This window comes from Salinicola avicenniae (assembly GCF_023736115.1).
Lineage (GTDB): Bacteria > Pseudomonadota > Gammaproteobacteria > Pseudomonadales > Halomonadaceae > Salinicola > Salinicola avicenniae.
On sequence record NZ_JAKQZC010000006.1, the window covers coordinates 256,995 to 275,120 of the forward strand.

The following is an 18,126-nucleotide window of genomic DNA, read 5'->3' on the forward strand; positions in this document are numbered from 1 at the left end:
GAATGGCAACGACAGGGAGCCGTCAATGCATCGCATTAGCTGCATTCATATTGAGAATTTCAGAGCTTGCCGAAATGTCACCTTGCCGCTCGACAGCTATACCCCCCTAGTAGGGCAGAACAATGCGGGGAAATCCACGATACTGGAAGCCATTCGTTGGGTATTAAAGCCAAGCAATATCAAGGCTTCTGATTTTTATGACGAGGAAGAGCCTGTCTCCGTTGCCGCCTGTATTGATGGTATCTATGACGAAGTATTGGATCGGATTCCTCATGCTAGGCATCGTCAGGCGATTGAGCCTTACTGTAGGGATGGAAGGCTCTGGATTCGGGTTACCGCAGCCAACACTAAGTCTAAGAGCCAGGAAGTCTGGAGTGTGAATGAATGCCCTGTAGATGGCGTTCCCGAGAAATGGCAGGCCTACCCTACTGGACTCCCACAAGCCGTCTCTACCTTATTACCTGAGCCGCTTCATGTGTTGGCCATGCATGATATTGGTGAAGATCTAGGCAAGGCCAAAACAGGAACAACGATCAAAGGGCTGCTGGATGAGATCATGAAGCCTTTGTTGGCGGCCCATGATGAGCTTACTACTGCGCTCGACACTATTCGCAATGTGCTGACCACGGGTGGAGAGCAACGCTCCAACCATTTGCAGCAGTTCGACACTAGTGCTACCGATGCGCTGGAGAACTTCTTTCCTGGTCTAGCGCTGGATCTGGATTTGCAGGTGGTAGACATTAAGGAGTTCTTCAAGGCGGGAGACTTGCACGTCACCGATACAGTTAGCGGTGACCGGCGCCGTTTTGATCAGATGGGTGCCGGCGCTCAGCGTGCCATACAGATGGCGTTGATCCGCTATCTGGCTGATGTGCGTCGTGCTGAAGACGATCAGCTTTCCCGCCGTCTATTGCTGATTGATGAGCCAGAACTGTATTTGCATCCTCAAGGCGTGCGGCGGCTGCGCGAAGCCTTGAAGACGCTTTCAAGCGCAGGCTTTCAGGTGGTGTTTTCCACCCACTCGCCGCTTATGTTGAGCCGTAACAATGCGCCCAATACCGTGATTGTGGGCAATACGGGGGACGATGGTGTCACCGCTCGCAAGCCATTGAGTCAAGCTGTCCAGGAAGCTATTGAGGACGCTGAGAGCCAGTCACAAACCCTGTTTGAGCTGGGAAACTTGGTAGACATCTATTTTGCCGACCGGGTGATTCTCTGCGAAGGGAAAACGGACAGAAGACTGTTGCCGCTAGCCTATGAGCGGCTTTACCAGCGTTCACCTGACCTTGATCACATCGCGTTTGTTTCCGTGGGTGGCTGCTCCAATTTTGCTAAAGCATTATCGGTGCTGAATGCCATGGATATTCGCGCTTGTGCCATTGCTGATCTGGACTTTGCCTATACTAACGCAAGAAAGAGCGGGCTATTGGAGCGAGATAGTGCTGATTTAACAGCCGCCAAGACAGCCCTCAATCGGCTACAACCAGAGCATGGTTTTACCCTGAATGGCAATGGACTACCCCAAAAATGCAGCCAGTGGAGCGCGGCAGATATCTGGGCCTGCTTTGCTTCGGATGAGGAAGGCCGAGGCATTGCCCAAGGCAGCCATGAAGCTCTGAAGACCTCTCGGGTTTGGGCGTGGCCGCAAGGCTGCATCGAGCAGGTGACTGGCGCGGACGACAAAGGCGAAGACGCCATTATTGAACAGGAACAGCAATTACGCACCATGAGCGCAGCAGAAATAGAGCAGCAGATGCCCGCTTTCAAAGCGTGCTTCGATTGGATCAGGAGTCTTTAATGCCCACGCTTGAGTTCAAGGGTAAGCAGTTTGTTTATGCCCACCATCATGGGGTGCCATTTCGTGAATTACAGGTGGTGCCGGACAAGTCCCTGCCCAACGAAGACAAAAACCCTTCACTTGATGACAACCTGATTATTCACGGCGATAACCTGGAAGCGCTCAAGGCACTGTTGCCCACCCATGCGGGTAAAGTGGACTGCATCTTTATCGATCCGCCCTACAATACCGGCAACGAAGGTTGGTGCTACAACGACAATGTACGCTCGCCGCTGATTAAAGAATGGTTGAAGAAGTCGGCCAATCCGGTGGACAAGGAAGACTTGGAGAGGCATGACAAGTGGTTGTGCATGATGTGGCCCAGGCTGAATTTGTTAAAAGATCTTCTCAGTCAAACAGGCGTTATTTTTGCCACTATTGATGACAATGAAGGCCATAGACTTAGGGACCTTCTAGATGAAGTATTTGGCACAGAACGACATGTAGCAACTATCGTCTGGCAAAAGAGATATTCGCGGGAAAACCGAGAAGCGATCGGCGATGTTCATGACTACGTCCATGTTTACGCAATGGACAAGGAGCACTTTAAGGCTACAAGAAACAAGCTATACCCCACCGAGGATCAGCTGAAAGTTTATAGCAACTATGATCCAGAAAAGGACGATAGGTGGCGCCCGATTCCTATGACTGCTCAGGGGCATCGAAAGAACCAGATGTATGAAATACAAGCTCCTGGAGGGAAAATTCATACCCCTCCACCTGGCAGGTGCTGGAGCATGGTAGAGAGCGAGTTTAATAAGTTTCTGGAGGCAGGGAGGGTTTACTTCGGCCAAGACGGTAACTCTCAGCCAAATATTATCAGGTATGCTTCTGAGATAGAAGGTTTTGTGCCTTGGACATGGTGGCCAAGCGATGAGGCGGGGCATACCGACGAAGCAAAAAAGGAGCTCACTGAAATTATGGGTGGGCCCGTCGAAGGCTTTGACACTATCAAGCCTGTACGACTGCTTTCCCGGATTCTTGAAATTTCCACAAACAAAGAATCTACTATTTTGGATTCCTTTGCAGGATCAGCAACCACTGCCCATGCTGTTCTTGAAGCTAATAAGAAAGACGGCGGCAAACGCCGCTTTATCCTGGTCGAGTGTGAGGATTATGCCGATACTCTCACTGCCGAGCGAATTCGCCGTGTGATCAATGGCTACCCCTATACCGGTACCCAGCGCGAGGATCTGCATCGAGAAAATATTACCTGGAGCACTTTCGGGAACGAGAAAAAGCACAAGAAAGTGATGGATCAGGTGGAATCCATCGAAAACCTGCACGGCCACGAGTACGACAAGATCAAAAAGCAAATCAAGGATGGCGTGCTCACCGTGACCGGTGAGCGCAAGGTGGAGAAAACCGCGCCGGGGCTGGGTGGAAGCTTTACCTATTGCACCCTGGGCGAGCCCATTGATATCGAAAGCCTGCTGACAGGCAAGGATATGCCTGGTTTCGAGGCGCTGGCCCGTTATGTGTTCTACACCGCCACCGGGCAGTCACTGGAGAAAGTCGGCAAACCCGCACCAGATGGCTTGATTGGCGAGACCGACCTGTTCCGGGTACACCTGTTCTACCAGCCCGATAAGGAGTGGCTGCGCTCCAACGAAGCCGCGCTGAATGCCGAACGGGTGGCGGCGATTGAGCAAGGCAATAAGGGTGGAAAGCGTGCCATCGTCTTTGCCGTGGCCAAGTTTATGAGCCAGAAAGAACTAACTGCCCGGCGCATCGAGTTCTGCCAGTTGCCCTATGCCGTCCACCGGATTCTGGGAGACTGAGCATGGAGCTGAAGGAATACCAGCAAGGCGTACTCGGCAAGCTGGATCGTTATCTGACGGTACTGGCTGAGCAGCGCGAAGAGGCGGAAGACTTCGTTGAGTTCCAGAAGAGCAAGGGCAAGGCAATCACTTTGGGTGATTATTGCCGAGAGGCTTGGGATCAACTTAATACCGATCGCTTGTTGCCCTACCTCTACCAAAATGGCAATCCGGTGGTGGCACCCTACCTGTCGCGTCTTGATGGGCTGTGTGGCTCAATTCCTAATATCTGCCTAAAGGTGCCCACCGGCGGTGGCAAGACGCTGCTGGCCACGGCGGCACTGGAGCGGGTGCAAACAGACTATTTCAAACGCCAGACTGGGCTGGTGCTGTGGGTGGTGCCATCGGAGGCGATTTACCGGCAAACCTGGAAGCAACTGGCCAACCGGGAACACCCTTACCGGCAGATGCTGGAACGCGCTTCTGGCGGACGGGTGAAGCTGCTGGAAAAAAGCGACGCCTTTACCCGCAGGGATGTGGAGGGCCAATTGTGCGTCATGCTGCTGATGCTGCCCTCGGCAGCCCGCAAGTCCAAGGAAACGCTGCGGCTGTTCCGCGACAGCGGCCGCTTCACCTCTTTCTTCCCGCTGGAAGACGACGGTGAAGCTATCGAGGCCCTGCTGCAACAGGTGCCCAACCTGGATCAGAATGACCTAGCTGATCTGGGATACGGTGACGGCATTGTGCCGGGTTCGGTCTCGGTCAAGCAAAGCCTGGGCAATGTCTTGCGGTTGGTGCGCCCGGTGGTGGTTATTGACGAAGGTCACAAGGCCTATTCCGATACTGCCCGCGATACCCTGGCGGGCTTTAACCCGCGCTTTATCCTGGAACTCTCCGCAACGCCTAATACCAACGGCAAGCATCAATCCAATGTGCTAGTGAATGTGCCGGGAGCTGACCTCAAAGACGAGGAAATGATCAAGCTGCCGATCAATGTGATCAACGAGGGCAAAGGCGGCTGGAAACACACTCTATCTCTGGCCCATGCCAAACAGCAGGGACTGGAACAGGCGGGACTGGCGTTCCAGAATGAGTCTGGCCGCTATATTCGCCCCATCGTGCTGGTTCGCGTGGAACGCACCGGCAAAGAGCAGCGTGACGCCGGATTTGTACACGCCGAGGATGCTCGTGAATATCTGCGTGACCAACTCGGGGTGAAAGAGAAGCATATTCGCCTTAAAACCTCCAGCGATGATGAACTGGCAGATGAAGACCTGCTTTCACCCACCTCACCGGTGCGCTTTATCATCACCAAGGACGCGCTGCGTGAGGGCTGGGACTGCCCATTTGCCTATGTGTTAGCGGTCTTGTCCCGTACCACTGCCACCACAGCACTAACCCAGATGATCGGACGCGTATTGCGTCAGCCTCATGCTCGCGCAACTGGGGTAGAAGCACTGGACGAGTGTTACGTCTACACCTTCGATCAGGATGTGACAGAAGCCGTGAATGGTGTGCGCAAGGGACTGGAAGAAGAAGGCATGGCTGACCTGGCTTCCAGCGTCAAGTCCGTTGATCCAAACAGTAATCAGGCCCGCAACATGCGCCGGGAGACTATCAACCGCAGTAGTAAATTTTCGGGCCTACCACCGATCTTTTTACCGCGTGTCCTACATCAGGATAGCGACACCCCAGATGGGTATCGTCCCCTAGATTATGAGCGGGATATACTGGGTGCCTTGGATTGGGAAGCATTGCAATTCCTGACCGCCGATAAGGCATCTATGGACGATGCCAAGCTGCAGCGTACAGTGGCTCGCATTAGCCTCGACCGGAAAGCAAAAGAGGGCGAACAGACGGTATTTGATCTAGAGCAGGAAGATATCGAAGCCTTGCCGGAGGAAGGGCTGGACACACCCTATCTGGTGCGCCAGTTGCTAGACGTGGTGCCCAACCCCTGGCAAGGAATGCGCTTGTTGGATGAAACCCTGACCGCCTTGCGAGCTAAGGGCGTCACCGATGAACAGATTTATATCAATCGGTTGGACCTAGTGCAGTCCATGAAGGCGGATTTGCGCGGACAGGTGAACGCTATGGCCGAATCACTATTCCTTGCCAAACTGGAAAAAGGTGAAATTGCATTACGGCTGGTATCATCCAATGACCCGGCCTTAAACTGGAAAATTGCAGAGACCTTGGAAATCGATGTTTCCGATGTAGACCCACTGCTCTTCCGGAAAAATGGCGATCCGCTGGAAAAAATCCTGTTCGAGAAGGTCTATCAGAAGGAGTTCAATGACCTGGAAAAGAACACGGCCTGGTATCTGGATGAGCACCAGTGTGTGCATTGGTGGCACCGTATCGCCGTAAACCAGCGCTCCTATGGACTGCAAGGCTGGCAGAAACATAAGGTATATCCTGATCTACTAGCCTGTGTGCATGGCACCGAAAATGGCAAGTTCCGTTTCTCGGTGCTGGAAACCAAAGGCGACCACCTGAAAGGCAATGATGATACCGAGTACAAGCGCAAACTATTTGAGCTGCTGACCCGATATGCCGATGTCTCGGCAGAAGTCGGCCAGCTTGAGCTTGAGGGCCAAGACGAACCAATTCGATTCCAGATGGTGATGGAACAAGACTGGAAGCAGAGCGTCTCGGCCTCTCTGGGATAATCCTATGGGTACTTCAATCGAATTGACTGTAGGCAATGTGCCACTTGATTATGCCAAAAACTCTATGGGAAACGATTACGGCTTCCTGTTCCAGGAAGCCGATTTGATTCGCCAAAAAAGTGAGCGCATAAATTACGATTATTATGCGGAGCATCCAGAAGAGAAGGCAGAGCTTGAGGAGAGCGAGCTGACATTTCTGCGACCACTATCTAGGGTGGTGCCAAGGCTCAATTTGCTTGGGCATACCCTTGATAGAGCACGGACCGAATATCAGAGCATCATAGAAGAAGCAAATTCTATACTTGATATGGTCGATCCCTCTGAGGAGGAAAAAGATTGGCTAACTTTCGAAGACTTTTGTTCTCTTGCTAACATTTACCCACTGACTAGTCTTGCTACTGATCATGTCGATTTTGACACTGAGGATCGAGCGAAAGTCGCTCAGGGTAGGTTTGCAGCCCATGCTCAAAAGTTTTCACGCTTGCCATGGACTGGAAGCTATGATTCATACTGGTCGGAAAGTAGTTATTTATCAGCGAAAATCTGCATTCTCAGTGCGGAATCAATGTTGCAAGTCTTCGCCTTGAATTCTGAGAATGCTGATGCTGAGGTGGTATGGGAATTTGGCCCAATCGTGAATGCTGGTTGGGTAAATCGCAGCATGTTTCAAGCTGGGGCGCAGCGACAGCAATCAATCCTTGTAGCAACAGAGGGGGCATCAGACGCCCGAATTATCCGGCGTGCACTTGATATTCTCCGGCCTGATGTTGCTGACTTTTTTCACTTTATCGATGGTGATGAACGCCACCATTTCTGGGGTACCGGGAATCTCGTCAAGTTTGCCGAAGGACTTATTCGGATCGACATGCAGAATCGAGTGCTATTTCTGCTCGATAACGATGCTGAAGGGGTCGATGCATATCGCAAGCTGCAAGGGTCTCAGATGCCAGGGACAATGCGTTCGATGCTATTGCCTGACATTGATGAACTCCGGAGTTTCCCCGCTCTCGGGCCTGAGGGTGTAAGTGATAGTGATATCAATGGTCGGGCTGCTGCCATTGAATGTTACCTGGATCTTAATCTTCCTGAATACCCGCCTGCTCAGGTGATCTGGAGCAATTATAAGAAAGAGATCGAGACGTGGCATGGAGCGCTTGAATACAAGGAATCCTACACCACCCACTTTATGAAACAGCATGCAGAAAGCCTGACAATGGGAGATTATGACACGTCGAAACTGGTCAAGGTTCTCGACGCCCTGGTTGCCGAGGCAGCTTTGCTCCATGGATGAGCATTCACCTTGCAGCGAAGAAATCTTTATTCTCGGTGGCTAAAAACCATGATATTCATGAGCCCTTGCCAAATGGACAGCGCTTACCTTTGAAGAACCCTCTTCTAATCTGCATCCCAGGCTACTGTGAATCTGGCTGCTCGCCACCTCATCTCCGTTTCATCAATTCTGCTTTGGCCCAAGCAGATGCTTCTCTCATATCCCTCCGCAGTTCGTCCAGCTCTTCGGAAGTCAGCCACCGTACCGCTGGCTCCCCGCTTTCTGGGTGCGTCTCGCCGACCTGCTCGACGGTCTTGTCTTCCAGCTCTTTACGCCGTTGCCAGCGTGTCTGCCCGGCCATGTCTACCTCCCCTCCTAGCGGAAAGGCGGCCATTGGCCGCCTGAGCTATTGCTGGTCAATGGCTCCAATAATGTCAGAAACCAGTATCGGAAAATCCCGCCGCCTCGGAAAACGGGGTTCTCCCGGTTCCAGCTCCTACATCGTTGCTAGTGTGCGTGCTGCGTGGTGCCTCCTCGCGGCCCAAGTGAGCCGGACGGTTCACGAAAGCGGAAATCTCTGCCTCAAGGTTCCTCTCCCCATCGGCCGATAGCTCGACAGCAGGTACGAAAGCGGCTTCAGTGTAGGCCTCCCGCCTTTCGTCGAGCATAGCCAGGGCTACCATAAAATGGCGTTGTTTCATCGTGGGGTCTCCTTAGGTGTCTTGCTGGCCACGGTTCACAAAGCTAGCTATCTCGTCATTACGATCCTGCTGACGTTCACTACCACCCAGGCTGTCGCTGTCGAACGAGGGAACAGAATCATCCGCTTCTGCGACCTCACTATCCCCTTCCGGCTTCATGCTCGCGCGGATGGAGGACGCCATGCGGCCACCAGCGGTTTGATCAACCTTGCCCTGGAACTTCCCAGCCACCTTCGACCCAACCCCTTTAGCTAGCTCGCCAGCCGTTCCAGCTCCCAAGGATGCTGCTCGCTTGAATCCATTACCGCCACCAGTTCGGGAGCCAGAACCAGCGAAACCAGCCGCCTGTGCAAATGGGGTGTCACCGGTGCCAGCTTCATCTCCGTTGGAGCTGCTGCCACTCCCACCACGGCTGCTGTCACCTCCAGTGCCAAAGCTCGGCATGTCTGACCCTGACATATTGGACTGGGCCTTCTCGAAGGCAGCCTTGATGGCTGACCCGCCACCTACTGCATTCGCCGCACCGCCCAACATCGCGCTCCCAGCCATCTTGCCCGCCGTGAGGGCCATACCTGCCGCAGTCATGGCTGCTCCTACCGCAGCACCGGCACCGAATGACCCGATGCCCATGGCTCCCACGCTGCCACCCGACACCAGGCCGGAAATCATCGGTGGAATCTTGTTAACCAGAAATAGCAGGATCACCGAAACGACCAACATCACGACCAACTCCTGGGACGCCATGTTCTCGCTCATCTGCGAGTAGTAGTGAGTAATGAACTCCCTACCGATGGCGACCAGGAGTACCATTGCCATCAACTGAGCCGCTATGCCGAGAATAGCCTTGTAATAGTTGATCGCCATGTCTGATGTCCAACGGGAGCCGCCAAACCCCAGGAAAAACACTCCCGCATAAAGCAGTATCCAACTAGCGGCTAGCAGCAGGAGCAGGTTGACGGAGATAACCGCCAACACCAGCAATACGGCCAAGGCCATACCTTCCATCACCAACGCAGTGGCAAACTGTTTCCAGCTCAACTCTGACGTAGCCTTCACTGTCTGGTCGTACAGTTCAAAACCGATATCGAGGATGCTGGAAGGCCCCAAGTTGCCGCTGGGGAGGCCACCGGCTTGTGCCCCAAGGGTTTGCAATGACTGTACGATGGTTCCCGCGATGTTCATGCCCTGAGTCGCGTTCGTCAGCAACCACCAAAAAAAGCCTGTAAAGATGGTGAAACGAACAAGCTCGGCAAAGAACTCACCAATGTCGGCCTTGCGCAGCGCCATCATGCCGAACGTCCAGACCATCGAGATCACTACCAGGGTCCAGAACAACCGACTGGCGGCCGCTTCTATGGCAGGCCCCCACGTTGATGCCGCGGAATGAAAGCGGTCCAACACATCATCCATGATGTTGCTGCTGGATAGCTCCTGAGCCATCGCGGTATCGGACAGCATGATGACGGCCATCACGCCCAAACCACCAAGAACGAATCGTTTCATGCGACGCCCTCCCTCAATATCTGTCGGGGGAGCTGGGTTCAAACTCCCATTCCCGCATGCGTTGGGCCTTCTCGAACGACCGGCAGGCTTCAGTAAAGGCTTTTCGGTTCGATTCTCGGCTTAGCTCGCTGATAGTCTGCTGAAAGGCAACTGGCGCGCACGTGATCGCACTCGCCTCTGGTACCGTTTCCTGCTCACAACCTACCAAGGCAACAGCTGCCACAAGTGGGATGATCTTCTTCATCGCGGCCTCCTTAATAGCGATCTGCTGCGCTAGGTTGGTAATTCCAGGTACGCATCTGCCGTTCCCGCGCTTCCCCTCTGGCGTTAGCGTCCAGTTCGGCGGCGAGACGGGCGGCTTCAGCGTTCTGCTGAGCAATCAGCAAGCTGCGAATTTGCAGGAGTTGGTTAGCCTGGTTACTGGCGAGCTGGTTGGCGTAACCAATGGCGGCAAGCTGGCCATCCGCGCCCTGGGCGGCGGATTGCAAACGCTCAAGCCGTCGAGCATCAGACACCAGGTTATCCTGTTGCTGATCCAGCCCTCGGAAGAGCGCATCGTTGGCCGCTTTTTGCGATTCTGACGCCAGGCGACGGTTTTCATCCATCGCTGCAAGTTCGGCATCCGTGCAACCGCCGCCATTGAAGCAGGGGGAACTCCGGTAATACGCTACGTCCTGGAACTTGCCCAGGTAGGCATCGAGGCTGCCGAGCTGGTTCTGGTAATGCTGAAGCGTATTGGTGGCTTGGATCAGATCATTAATCGTGGATTGTGCCCTGTCCCAGATATAGGCCGCTGGAGCCATGGTGTTTTGCAACTGGTTTTCATACTGCTGCAACTGCGTTTGATACTGCTCGATCTGCTTAAGAGTCTGAGAGACGGACTCCATCGCCGTCATAACGTTTTGCTGCAGGTTGGTACCGTCGACGACAGGGATGCCCGCTTGGGCAGGCATGGAAGCGGTTAACGCCAAGGACATGACCGCGACAGGAATTTTAGCCGCTAAAATTCTTTCTCTTCTCATGATTGAGTGCTCTTAGCTTCATCGTGACTAAGTTGCACTCACCAACCTGTAGCGGCTCGCTCATGGAGATTGCGAGCCACTACCCCTGCCGGAGAACCCAGCGGTGAAGTGTGGACCTCTACAGGGATAGCTCGTCACTTACTATCCCGGCGTCCGACCTGCGCGACACCGTCAGAACGCGCGGCCAATGGTTGTTGAACATCGGTGTCATTGTCCTGGGGAACGGTTAGGCTTCCCAAGGGTTAATCGCATCTACTGTTTGTTGCCGCCTTCCAAAGGGAAAGCGCTATAGTGAGCGTCCCTTTTGCTGTCTTTTTGCCCTCTTGGCGTCCATCTCTGCCCGTAACTTGGCTTTGCGGCGCTCTTGCTCGCTCGGCCCCCGTGGGGGCGGTGTCGGAGTCTTGCCCGCTTGTCCCTCAAGGTGAAGCACATCGGCCTGGGACAGCGATTGCAGCCGGTTCCGGCGCACCGGGGGTGGCGGCTGACCGATGGGCGGCACTCCCGCCCGTTTGCTTCGGGTCTTGGCCGGGGCGGTGTTCTCGCCGTTCGCCAGGGCTTGGCGGCGACGTTCCAGCCCGGCGTCCGCAAACCGGATAGGCAACTGTCCATCTACTGCCGCCAGGATCACCCGCGCTTTGAACTCGGGCGAACCGTTCACGGTGATGCGCTCGCCGTAGCGTTCCATCGCCATCCTTAGCGCGTTCTGGATGCCTGCCTGGTCGGACTCCCTGGAGACCTGGAGCCGGTCGCCATCGTCGCGCACGGCGCTGGCTCCGGCCCGGTAAATGATGGTGCCCTTCTTGGTGATGTTGTCGATCACCGGCGCATGGCCGAGCTTCGCCTGTCCCTCACCCTTCAAGGTGTTGCCCTTGAGGCCCTGGGCGGCCTCCCTGGCTCGCAAAGCGGCTAGGGCCTCGATATCGCCCTGCAGGGCTTCCCGTTTGAGCCAGTCGGCCCATGTGCGGCGCCCGTGGGCTTCATGGATCGTCTGGCGTTCCTCGCGGTACTGCTTCTGGATCGCGTCAATGTTGGCTTTCAGGGCGCTGCTGGCCTGCGCATACAGCACCTTCTTGGTCAGCCTGCCGCTGGTGAGCTTGATGGCCGCCCGCCGGGCCTTGCCCTTCTTCTTGGCGTTCTCAATCCGGCGGTCTTTCTGCCGCCGGGCTTTGTCCAGGGCCGCCGTCTTATTGGCTGCCGCGCTCTGCTGTTCTGATTTGAAGCGGGCGTAAAGCTCAGTAGTGTTCACGCGCAGCCGTACCGGGTCTTTGCGGTACTGGCGGCGGGGTTTGGCCTGCTGCGCCTGGTCAGGCTCGAACGGGCCGAAACGGGCCTCCAGTTTCGGCTTGGAGAAATCCCGCCCCAGGGTGCTCGCTTTGACCACGGCATCATCACCGGCCACGACAACCAGCCCATTCCCCCGCGCCCGGAGTTCCAAGCCGTTGTCACGCATGACCTGGTGCAGTCCGCCCCAAGACTGCGCGGCTTTGATGTCGTCCAGGCACTCGCGCTTGATCCAGCCGATCAGACTTTCAATACCGGCATGACGCTCCATGTCGACCGCTCGGGCCTCGGCTCCGCGTCGGCGCGACATGTGGTTGTCCTGCTGCAACCCGTAATCCCGTTCCATGACCTCGCATAACTCGGCCAGAGTCTGGTGTGGGTAGTAGGGTTCGTGGATGATGTTGCGCGTGGGGTGGATCTTGTTGACGGCGATATGGATGTGCAGGTTGTCGGTATCGTTGTGAACGGCGCTAATGCGCTGATGCTCTCCAAAGCCCAGCCCCTTGCAAATACGGTCCTCGATGGCCACCAAGGTATCGGCCTCAACCTGTTCCCCAGCCCGGAAGCTGACAATCAAGTGATAGGTTTTGTCGCTCTTCGCTCGGGTATTACCGAACTGGGTCGCTAGTACCTCGCTGACGGCATCCTGGACCGAATACGCCACACAGTTGGTCAGCCGTACCGCGCCAAGACGGTGCTCCTTGCTTTGCTCGTCGGTGATGTAGTTCACCAGACCAGCAAAGTCTGACTTGCCCAGGGAGCGCATGGGGACGTGTTTGGCGATCATGAGGGCCAGCCCCACATTTTAGCGGCTAAAAAAATCACGACCTGGTCCTCGGCTGCACCACGGATTTCAATACCTGACTCATTTCCTCCTGAGTGGCTTCGATCCTTCCGAGCAGGCTAAGGATGGTAGCCGTCCCGAAGTGAGCCGTTCTCACGTCATCTGTCATCCAGAGCTTCAGTAATCCACCCAAACGGCCCAAGTCACCATTGACACGAACCAGCTCGCGGACATACTCGTAGTCCATAACACCATTGACCTGATAGCCCTGCCCCACTTCCCGCAGATAACAGGCAACGCTTAGCCCTGCCTGCTTGGCATTGGATTCAATCATTTCTCTCTCTTCCGGAAGGCAGTACACCTTGAGCGGCGTGCTGTTCTTCCGTGTCACCCTTTGCTTCTCACTCATGCCAGCTCCTATCTCAGATTCCATGCCTTGCAGAGCAGGATTTCCGTTGAGCACCGCAGGTGCGAATAAGGACCAGTGAAGAGGAACACCACGCTTGCGGGGTGGGACTACTTCACACATCCTGCCCGCACTTCAGCGTTGATTTTTGTAGGTACGCCATGTGCAAAGCATCGCTATTTCTCTGCATTTCGTTGCACGGACCTGTTTTTTCCTGTGCATCCGTGACAAACGGTCTCTCCCCCTGATGAAGTCGACACTTACGGCGATAATGCTGCGCTCTAGAAGCGGTAAAGCAGCGATCTAACAGCGATTTACCCATAGCGGTGTCCTTGCGCTTTCCACATTCAAATACACAGCTTTCCTCGCGGTTTCCGCACGGCCCCTCAAATGTCAATGAATCAGAAGCGCTGCCCCTCAAGTGTCAACATCGCTGCCACGCAGACCATTTCTTCCATCTCATTGGCTTACTGCGTGTCAATTGACGTGGTTGGCCTTTCTTTCTTGGCGTGCAAAACACGGCGAATGCCGTTCATCTACTTATTACTACCTAAGTACTTACTAGGCTTAGTACTTTCTAGCTTCTTTACTTAGTAGTGTTGGATTTTCCGCCTACGGGCTATCCGGTATTGGATTAACCGCATTCGGAAAATCCGAACGTGGTGGGTCAAGCTCAAAGTCCCCCGGTCGGTCGGTGACTAGCCATGTGGTGCGCACGAACTTTCCACATTCACCACGCTCCCGCTGAATGCACAGATACCCCGCCTGTTGAAGTTCCTTCAGCCCCGCTCTCGTAGCATCTCGACCAGAACCGACCTCCTTCTCTTTTGAAAGGTGCGATAGCCTGAGTTGCCAGTTATCGGGCAGAGAAAGCACGAACACCAGAATGCCCAAGGCTTTCCAGGAAATTCGCCGATCTCGAATCAACTCATTGTTGAGCGCCGTGAAATTTGATCGCACCCGGCGTCGAATGATGGCGGTATCGTCCACTACTCCCCCTCAGGACTCGTCAATCAGCCCAGCAACGTCAGTTGCACGAAAATAGACACGCCTACCAACTTTCCTCTTGGCGGCATTCCATTTCAAAGCAAATTCTGATTGGCTCTGCAACGATATTCGGAGACCATCGGGACTACGCTTCAATAATTCCGACAAATCGGTTAATGAAAGCAGAGGACCATAACGCTCAAGCAACTGCTCTTCGGTTGTCATAAATATCTCCAGATAACGCAAAGCAAGATTTCATTTTTAATATCTACGCCATCTTAGGAATACTTTCAACCATTTGCTCTTATTAGAAAAAGTATAGCTACACTTTCCTTTAAAAGTTTACCTATACTTTCCAGCAGCACTAACCATAATCAAAACAAAACCGCCAAGGCCGTATATAAAAACTTAAGCAGCAGCCAGGGCATCCCGCCCCTCAAATGTCAATGATTACGCTAGGCGAATCGCCTCGCGCATGGGGCTCGGTCAATGCACTCCATTTTATTGACACTTGAGGGAAATTTTTTATCCAGCCCCCTTCAAGTCCCTGGAAGCATAGGGACATATGTCAATATGGAGAATACGGGGGGGGGGGGGGCGGGTATCAGAGACTACACCGCAAAGATAAGAAGAATTTTAGCTGCTAAAATTCTTCTTTGCACAACCTGAACTGATCCTATCTCTCCGGCCAATGTAGCATTTTGTATATTTCTACAAAGCACTACATTATTTGGGAGGTCACTTTTTCTAAAGCCTCATCTATAATACAACTTATATCTGGAGAGCTTCCATCTAATCAGTCACTGCAAAAAACACTTCATAGACTAAATCTCGAAGCATGATATAATGATAGATAATACTTTACAAAATCTACCACTATACTTATAGGCTCCCTTTACAAGATCTCACAACAAATATCACACCCTCTAGCTATTTCCAATGTCTTTCACAACAACTTTCCAAAGAGATGGGATACTTAAGCTTTCGATCTTAGTCAAAGTATCGCGATCATCCTTATCAGAAAAAAATCGGCTAATGACAAAAATAGCAAATAGTCCCGTCAAAAACGAAAAACAGACAATTGGATCCAACAACCTACCGTTAAACATAGACTCTACCCATTTTTCCTGAGACTCTGGTGTGAATTCAGAACTAAAAAAAGGCCAGATCGATGAAAGCAAACCGAGCGTCACACAAGTCGCGGAAAAGTTCATTATGACTTTATGTGGATTCTTCTTGGGAATACTTAAAGAAAAAACACTCTCCCCATTCCTCTTACGAGGAAGTATCACTTCAAGTATATATAACCCAAGATATGTGGGAAACGCCAGTATGGCAAGCATCACAGAGTATACTTTTATTCCTATCCCCCCCGCTACAGCAGCCAAGAGCAGAATCATCATTATAGCAACTATGCTATGAAAAAAACCAACGTATTCCATCACATAATTCTCCATGAATTCACTGAAGCTCAAATTCCACCAGGACCAGCCACACCCAGATTAATCGATAGGTTATAAATAAAAAACAACATCATCCACATTGCTTTCCTACTTCCGTACCACCCTCCCGTTTTCATCAAAATCGAATTCTCTTAGATTTTTATCAGTAAGAAACCTAGAGACCTTTCCATTCTTATCCACAAGGACAAACCGATGCCCACTGTCATCAGTAATTCGAAGCTCTTCTGTATATTTTTCATAAGGAACCTCAAACTCCATACCATGAATTTCTGCTAAAATTCCGCTTATTTTTATATAATGATTTTTTAGAATAAAGCATCCGTGTGACTTGCCTGTATCAGAATCTATTCCTCCATAGCCTTCTAAAGTGAGATCATGTAGTGACAGAGCCTCATTACCGTATGAGTCGTAGAAATGGCTAAGGCCAAGTTGATAATTTATACGTTCTTCTCCTCGCTTGGCTAGAGCTTTCACAGCAGACATTCCGTTTTCTGTGAAGTGTGGCAACCAGCGCCCTTTCTCTGGCTGAGGCATATTTACATGGATCTTGACAACTACCGTCTTCACAAACCCTTCTTCGTCAAGCTCGGTTCCTGGTCTAAGCTGCCAGAGCGTTATCGGCTTTCCTAATATTTCCTCGGCTGACTCCGCATACTTTTTTGCAGGACTTGTGTATTCAGTAGCTGAATAAAAAACGCCCGCATCGATATCTTTTAAATCTGGCAATGCACCGCCAAGTTTTTGCAAGTCGCCACGTCCCACTTTTTTACTCTGGAGCGAGTAGTCTTTTGCCTCACCCATTATAGATGTATCTTTTGATTCCCCATAGATATCCAGCTGATATAACGTATTAGAGAAGTGCCCTCGTAGTTTTTCATCATGAAAAACTTCTCCCTCTTGGATTATATAAGAAGCGATTGATGCCAATCGCTCGAACGCTGTGCCTGACTTCTCTGGCGCATAACCAAATATTTCTTTAAAAATTTTTTCTATAGGAGACACCATGGCTTTCCCTTATTATATAAAATAAAATACCACAGTTAACATAATTACATATTTACTTGCAGACAAACCATCCAAAGAACAATAACTCAACATGCAGTCTATTATAAGTATTAACCACAGCTACTGGCCTCTCAAACAATCAAGCTTCTCCACCAAATCCTCCGCCCTCAGGTGCGTATACCGCCTCAGCATCTGCATGGACTTGTGCCCACTGATCGCGGCGACCTCCTGGTCGGATAGCCCCGCCTCTACCAGCCGGCTGACGGCTTCATGGCGTAAGTCGTGAAAGCGGAAGTCATTAAGCCCGGCCTTCTTCTTCGCTTGGTTCCACAGCTTGGTGTAGGCATAGGGGCCGCGCTTACCATCCTTTCCAGGCTCACCGAAGAACACCAGGGCGCAGTCGAGCGGGCGCACCGGGTTGTTCAGCGCCTGCTTGAACACCTCGGTGGCCGCCTGGGTCAGCGGTACCAGGCGGGCCTCGTTGTTCTTGGTGTCGGTGAGGCGCACTATTCGGCGTTTCACGTCGACCTGTGCTCGGGTGAGGGTCAGGATCTCCGACGAGCGCATGCCCGTCTCCAGGGCGATTCTGGCGATCCAGGCCAGCATGGGATTGCTGTGCTGCCGTAGCACGGCGAACAGGCGCTTCTCCTCGTCGGGGCTCAGGCGGCGGTCGCGCCCTTCTCCAGGGCTTGGTTTGCGGATGTTCTGGACGGGGTTGTAGGTCAGGCCTAGGCCCCATTCCTGGATGGCGACGGTATAGAGGTGGCCGAGCAGGGCGAGCTCCAGGCGCACGGTATTGGGGCTGATCGGTGAACCTCTACGCCCAAGGCTGTTCAAACGAGTATCGCGATAATTTGCGATGAGGTCAGGCGTTAACGCCGCGAGAGAATACTTGCCCAAGTGTTCGATAAGCCTCACAGCCTTACCGTGCTCGCTCTTCTGGGTGCTGGGCTTCTTGGTAGGGGTAACATCGGCCAAGTATCGTTTGAGGGCCGACTCCAAAGTCATGCGCTCTGAAGCACTGCGCTGGATATAGACACCACGCACCATTTCATCTTCAGTGCGGCGTGACCAATCCTGGGCATCTCGTTTGGTACGAAAGGTCTTGGCGGTAGTGGGCCAGCCGGTCTTTCGAATCACGGCTTTCCAGCTACCAGAGGGGGTCTTGACGATGGTGGCCATGCAAAACTCCAGGGGCTGAAGGATCGGCACTGTACCGAAACTGTACCCTTGGACTATGGGACTCTCCAGCGTAAAGCGCTAAACTATTGAAAAGATTGGTGGGCCCAGTAGGACTTGAACCTACGACCAAGGGATTATGAGAGCGAGTTAAAAACGTCACTAGTTGTCTTTCCTCGCAAAATCAGCCCCTTACAGAAAGCCAAACCGTCAACGCACGCCTATAAGCGTCAACGCGGTTGACAGTTGGTTGACA

Annotated in this window: 15 protein-coding genes; 4 read left to right on the plus strand and 11 right to left on the minus strand. The window is 52.9% G+C overall.

The window, feature by feature from the left end; genetic code table 11:
- Positions 1–25 precede the first annotated feature (25 nt).
- The 4 genes from MC381_RS15810 to MC381_RS15825 are packed head-to-tail and all read left to right on the plus strand — an operon-like array spanning position 26 to position 7,560.
- Entirely contained in the window at positions 26–1,798 is a 1,773-nt protein-coding gene (locus MC381_RS15810; RefSeq protein WP_251978725.1) for an ATP-dependent nuclease, read from the plus strand.
- Complete coding sequence (locus MC381_RS15815; RefSeq protein WP_251978726.1) at positions 1,798–3,618, plus strand: site-specific DNA-methyltransferase; 1,821 nt, start codon at positions 1,798–1,800, stop codon at positions 3,616–3,618. The genes MC381_RS15810 and MC381_RS15815 overlap by 1 nt, the downstream gene beginning before the upstream one ends.
- A 2-nt stretch (positions 3,619–3,620) precedes the next feature.
- Positions 3,621–6,269 (plus strand): DEAD/DEAH box helicase, encoded by a 2,649-nt coding sequence (locus MC381_RS15820; RefSeq protein ID WP_251978727.1) that lies wholly within the window; start codon positions 3,621–3,623, stop codon positions 6,267–6,269.
- Positions 6,270–6,273: 4 nt separating this feature from the next.
- Positions 6,274–7,560 (plus strand): HEPN/Toprim-associated domain-containing protein, encoded by a 1,287-nt coding sequence (locus MC381_RS15825; RefSeq protein ID WP_251978728.1) that lies wholly within the window; start codon positions 6,274–6,276, stop codon positions 7,558–7,560.
- 413 nt (positions 7,561–7,973) lie between these two features.
- Here the strand turns inward: MC381_RS15825 and MC381_RS15830 are convergent, their stop codons facing one another.
- From MC381_RS15830 to MC381_RS15880, 11 genes are all read right to left on the minus strand, one after another.
- The gene (locus tag MC381_RS15830; protein ID WP_251978729.1) at positions 7,974–8,240 is read right to left on the minus strand and encodes a hypothetical protein; all 267 of its coding nucleotides are present in this window, start codon (positions 8,238–8,240) and stop codon (positions 7,974–7,976) included.
- A gap of 12 nt (positions 8,241–8,252) precedes the next feature.
- Positions 8,253–9,743: a P-type conjugative transfer protein TrbL gene (gene trbL, locus MC381_RS15835; protein WP_251978730.1), complete on the minus strand. Its 1,491-nt coding sequence runs from the start codon at positions 9,741–9,743 to the stop codon at positions 8,253–8,255.
- Between the two features lie 13 nt (positions 9,744–9,756).
- A complete protein-coding gene (gene trbK / locus MC381_RS15840) occupies positions 9,757–9,987 on the minus strand; it encodes an entry exclusion lipoprotein TrbK (protein ID WP_251978731.1) in 231 nt (76 codons plus the stop codon).
- A 10-nt stretch (positions 9,988–9,997) separates the two neighbouring features.
- A complete protein-coding gene (gene trbJ / locus MC381_RS15845) occupies positions 9,998–10,765 on the minus strand; it encodes a P-type conjugative transfer protein TrbJ (protein ID WP_251978732.1) in 768 nt (255 codons plus the stop codon).
- Between the two features lie 286 nt (positions 10,766–11,051).
- On the minus strand, positions 11,052–12,833 hold the full coding sequence (traI, locus tag MC381_RS15850; protein ID WP_251978733.1) for a TraI/MobA(P) family conjugative relaxase: 1,782 nt from the start codon (positions 12,831–12,833) through the stop codon (positions 11,052–11,054).
- Positions 12,834–12,867: 34 nt separating this feature from the next.
- Positions 12,868–13,239 carry a conjugal transfer transcriptional regulator TraJ gene (traJ, locus tag MC381_RS15855; RefSeq protein WP_251978734.1) on the minus strand — a complete coding sequence of 124 codons (372 nt, stop codon included), beginning with the start codon at positions 13,237–13,239 and terminating at the stop codon, positions 12,868–12,870.
- 609 nt (positions 13,240–13,848) lie between these two features.
- On the minus strand, positions 13,849–14,226 hold the full coding sequence (locus MC381_RS15860) for a hypothetical protein (protein WP_251978735.1): 378 nt from the start codon (positions 14,224–14,226) through the stop codon (positions 13,849–13,851).
- 9 nt (positions 14,227–14,235) lie between these two features.
- Positions 14,236–14,448, minus strand: a complete 213-nt coding sequence (locus MC381_RS15865; RefSeq protein ID WP_021818584.1) for a hypothetical protein — start codon at positions 14,446–14,448, stop codon at positions 14,236–14,238.
- 701 nt (positions 14,449–15,149) lie between these two features.
- Entirely contained in the window at positions 15,150–15,668 is a 519-nt protein-coding gene (locus MC381_RS15870) for a hypothetical protein (protein WP_251978736.1), read from the minus strand.
- Positions 15,669–15,773: 105 nt separating this feature from the next.
- Complete coding sequence (locus tag MC381_RS15875; protein WP_251978737.1) at positions 15,774–16,688, minus strand: restriction endonuclease; 915 nt, start codon at positions 16,686–16,688, stop codon at positions 15,774–15,776.
- Between the two features lie 123 nt (positions 16,689–16,811).
- Positions 16,812–17,873: a site-specific integrase gene (locus tag MC381_RS15880; RefSeq protein WP_251978738.1), complete on the minus strand. Its 1,062-nt coding sequence runs from the start codon at positions 17,871–17,873 to the stop codon at positions 16,812–16,814.
- Positions 17,874–18,126: the final 253 nt, after the last annotated feature.